This is a genomic window from Pseudoalteromonas sp. BSi20429 (assembly GCF_000238895.1).
Classification (GTDB): domain Bacteria; phylum Pseudomonadota; class Gammaproteobacteria; order Enterobacterales; family Alteromonadaceae; genus Pseudoalteromonas; species Pseudoalteromonas arctica.
On the sequence record NZ_BADV01000039.1, the window covers coordinates 1 to 4,068 of the forward strand.

At 37.7% G+C, this 4,068-nt stretch carries 4 protein-coding genes; 2 read left to right on the forward strand and 2 right to left on the reverse strand.

Going from position 1 to position 4,068, the window contains the following annotated elements; all coding sequences use genetic code 11:
- Nucleotides 1-34: 34 nt before the first annotated feature.
- The gene (gene trmA, locus P20429_RS10905; protein WP_007582854.1) at nt 35-1,132 is read right to left on the reverse strand and encodes a tRNA (uridine(54)-C5)-methyltransferase TrmA; all 1,098 of its coding nucleotides are present in this window, start codon (nt 1,130-1,132) and stop codon (nt 35-37) included.
- A gap of 162 nt (nt 1,133-1,294) precedes the next feature.
- Between trmA and P20429_RS10900 the strand changes: the two genes are divergently transcribed.
- Nucleotides 1,295-2,434 (forward strand): DUF5610 domain-containing protein, encoded by a 1,140-nt coding sequence (locus P20429_RS10900; RefSeq protein ID WP_007582856.1) that lies wholly within the window; start codon nt 1,295-1,297, stop codon nt 2,432-2,434.
- A 65-nt stretch (nt 2,435-2,499) separates the two neighbouring features.
- Nucleotides 2,500-3,300: a glutamate racemase gene (murI, locus tag P20429_RS10895; protein WP_007582858.1), complete on the forward strand. Its 801-nt coding sequence runs from the start codon at nt 2,500-2,502 to the stop codon at nt 3,298-3,300.
- On the opposite strand, the gene P20429_RS10890 is transcribed toward murI, so the two are convergent.
- On the reverse strand, nt 3,263-3,742 hold the full coding sequence (locus tag P20429_RS10890; protein WP_007582860.1) for an RNA-binding protein: 480 nt from the start codon (nt 3,740-3,742) through the stop codon (nt 3,263-3,265). The two genes, murI and P20429_RS10890, sit on opposite strands and share 38 nt — an antisense overlap.
- Between the last annotated feature and the right edge of the window lie 326 nt (nt 3,743-4,068).

Consider the following 4,068-nt stretch of genomic DNA (forward strand, 5'->3'; position numbering starts at 1 on the left):
GCTNTTTTTTATGGGTAACGTTTACTGAGCGTATTTATTTGCGCTGTAAGAAAACACCCGACTCAATGTGATGTGTATATGGGAACTGATCAAATATAGCAAAGCGCTTAACGTTGTGCGTACGTGTTAAGTGATCAAGGTCACGTTCAAGGGTTTCAGGATTACACGATATATAAATTATGCTTTCGTAGTTAGCCACTAAGTCACATGTTAATTCATCCATGCCTGCGCGCGGTGGATCAACTAATATGGTTTGGCAGTCATAGCTTTTAAGGTCAATACCGTCTAAACGAGAGAAAGTACGCTCGCCATTCATTGCTTGAGTAAACTCTTCACTAGACATACGAATAATATCTAAGTTCTCTACGTTATTTTTAGCAATATTGTATTGAGCAGAATGAACAGATGATTTTGATATTTCTGTCGCTAATACTTTATTAAAACAGCCCGCTAACGCAATTGAAAAGTTACCGTTACCGCAATACAGTTCTAATAAATCATTTTTAAGTGGCTTACATAAATCTTGCGCCCACTCCAGCATATTAATATTTACTTTTGCATTAGGCTGAGTAAAGCTATTTTCTACTTGTTGATAAATAAGCTCTTGACCATTAACTGTTAAACGCTCAGTTACAAAGTCATCACCCAGCACTTCTTTTTGTTTGCGAGCACGGCCGATAAAGTCAATTTTGTATTTACTGCTTAGTTTTTCTTTAAGCGCTTTAATTTCACTTAACCATTCATCATCAAGTGGTTTGTGATAAAGCAAGCTTACTAAAATTTCACCGCTTAGCGTTGATAGGTAATCAATTTGAAATAACTTACGACGTAATATTTCACAAGGCTTAAGATGCTCAATCATCACCTGCATTATTTCACCAACTAGAGGCGCTGCTGGATCAAATGTATCAACACGGATTTTTTCTTTTGTTTGTTGATCAAACATAATGTGAAACAGATCGTCACCGTCGTGCCATACTCTAAATTCAGCACGTTGGCGGTAGTTAGTTGGCTCTGAGCTAAATACTTCTAGTTGCTCCACACCAAAACGTTGGAACTGTGCACTAATACGCTGCTCTTTTTCACTTAACTGCGTTTGGTACTGTGTGGTATCTATTTTAATAACTGCCATTAACGCTACTACCTTATCTAAGATCTGTTTATCGGCGCTATTGTAGGGAGCGCTGCGTATTTGTCTAGTTTTGGCTAGCATTTATGCTGTTTTATTGAACATTGTACTTTAGTTTTTATTGTTATAGCCGATAATAAACTACGCACGCTTAGGAGACGAATCATGAAAATAGGTAATTATGGCTTTACGCCAAACAACAACATCAATAAATTCAATAATAAAGCTGATATACAGCAACCTACAATTACGTCTCCTCAAGATAGCTATCAACAACGAGGCCGAGAGTTGGCCGCAAAGGTGCTTGGCGATAAAATGGCTGAGCAGCTTGGATTGCCTATCGCAGAAAAAAAAGCAGATAAACCACTATTTGATTTTGATGAAATAGTAAAAAACGTACTCGATTTTGTGAGTAGTGCTGTTAATAAAGCAAAAGCTAATGGCGCTGATGACGAAAAGCTCAAAGATATGTTAGGCGACGCGCGCAAAGGAGTCCAAATAGGGATTGACGACGCTGTTGATGAACTCAAAGGTACAGGTGTATTTAATGATGACATGGAAGAGGGGATTAATAAGTCCAAAGAGGGAATTTACAATGGGCTCGATAAGTTTGAAGAGTCGTTATTTAACCCACAACCTGCCAGCGTAAATATAAGCCAGGCTCAATATGTCAGTATGACGAGTAATGCAGAGTATAAATTTACCACCGCAGAGGGTGACGAGGTAAGTATTAGCTTTGCAGATGCATTTGAATCTCAGTCGGCAAGTGGCTATCAGCAAAACAGTAATAGCGAGTCGTTTGCAAGCTCATCATCGCAATCTCGACAGGTATCATTTTCGATGTCGGTTAATGGTGACTTAAATGAGCAAGAGCAAGAAGCTATTAATGCAATGATGGAAGACTTACAAGATTTAAGTAAAACCTTTTTTGGTGGTGATTTAGATGAAGCATTTGAACAAGCGCAAGAGCTGAGTTTAGACAGCGATCAGCTGGTGGCTTTTTCTATGGATTTACGCCAAACAAAAACAATAGCAACAGTTAAAAGCTATGAAGAATATAGACCAGCACCAGAAAAACAAGTAGCGGAGGGTTTAGCTCCTTTTAATGATGACCTTAAAAATGCTTTTGAAAAAGCGGGTGAGCTTGGATTACAAAATCAGCTAGCTGGCATTCTCCAATGGTTAAATCAAGATCAGGAGCAAATAGATAAGTTAGTGGATTACACAAAGTCTATGTTCGAAAACCTTAATCAGTTAAATTCGGCGGCCGACGAGCTTGCTGATTTAGAAACCACGCAAAGTTAAACTACTTTCTTTTATAAATACCTCATGGCAAACTGCCGTTCTTAAAGTAAAGTGGGAACGGTAGTTTGTCAGCGCATATAATGGTCTTTGATTCAGGTATTGGTGGAACTACTGTACTTGAGCATATAAAGCAAAGTATCCCCAATGCTCAGTACAGTTATTTTATGGATAATGCATTACTACCTTATGGTGCTCAATCCCAAAAAACAATCATTAACCGATTATGCTCACTTATTCATTTCATCAAAGCTAATACGCTTAATGTTGATTTAATTGTAATAGCGTGTAATACCGCTTCTACATCTGCACTTAGTGCTGTTCGCCAAATGACAGATATTCCTATAGTAGGTGTTGTGCCAGCAATAAAGCCTGCGGCAGAGTTAACACGTTCAAATCATATTGGCTTATTAGCCACACCGGCAACGGTCGCCAGTTCATACACTAAAACATTAATTACTGAGCATGCACGTAATGTAACCGTTAATCTATATAGTAGTGTGGAGTTAGTAACTTTAGCTGAGCAATACTTTTTTACAGAGTCTTTGGATACAAACAAGTTGCATCAAGTGCTTGATGACCTACATATAGATAAAACTATAGATGTACTTGTATTAGGATGTACGCACTTTCCAATATTAGCAGAGCCTATTAGTCAGTATTTTGAAGGGAATGTAAAATTACTTGATTCAGGTGTAGCGATAGCAAACAGAGTCAACTACCTACTTAACCAACTTAACTTCTGTGTGAATAAACTAACAGACATAAAAAAGCCGCTGCAATATTATGCAACGGCTGATGTGTTTAGCAATAAGCTAGCGGTAAAGCTAGTTACACTGACTGATCCGTCTCAGTACGTAGAGCATTAGAATCATCTTCTTGTTTTTGTTTTGCTTCACGTACCTTTAAAGTACGTTGTTGGAACTCGCTATCGTTCAAGTTAGCAATTGCATTGTCTGCATCAGCTTGCGCCATTTCAACAAAACCAAAGCCACGACGCTTGCCAGTATTCTTATCCTTTAATAAACGAACATTGAATACTTTGCCTTGTTCTTCAAATAATGCACGAACCACACCTTCGTTTGCACGATAAGGAAGGTTACCAACATAAAGCGTTTTTGTTTTAACTTCAGCTTCTTCAGTCACATCAGATGACATTGCAGCAATAGCAATCGCACCTATTAATAAACCAGCACCAAATAGTAATGCAGGGTTTAAAGCTAAGCCGCCTAAAGCGAACTCAACAACAACAAAACCAACTACAGCAAGAATAACAGAGAAGATAAAAGATTTTTGATCGGGTAATTTCATTTTAGATCTACCAATAAACAGGAAATAAACATTAATTTAACATTGTGAACTTGCTATCTTAACGTCTAAATCAAACATAGCAATGATATTTGTATTAAATAATAAATAAGAGCACAAAAAAGCATCATCTTAGGAAGGTTTTCATATGGTTTTACATGGTTTTGTTCTATTTTTGTTCGAACAGTAAAAAGATCTAAAAAAAGGGTTGATCTGTTTTCGGATCTCCCTATAATGCGACCCCACTGAGACGGGAAACGCCAACGCATAGCGAGGCACGAACTACTCAGAGAGTTAAATAAAACTTCGGTTTTAAATCTTCTAAAAAG

Bases quoted from the DNA above. Each gene is read 5' to 3' on its own strand.
- trmA (WP_007582854.1), bottom strand. From the start codon at position 1,132: ATGGCAGTTATTAAAATAGATACCACACAGTACCAAACGCAGTTAAGT.
- P20429_RS10900 (WP_007582856.1), top strand. From the start codon at position 1,295: ATGAAAATAGGTAATTATGGCTTTACGCCAAACAACAACATCAATAAA.
- P20429_RS10890 (WP_007582860.1), bottom strand. From the start codon at position 3,742: ATGAAATTACCCGATCAAAAATCTTTTATCTTCTCTGTTATTCTTGCT.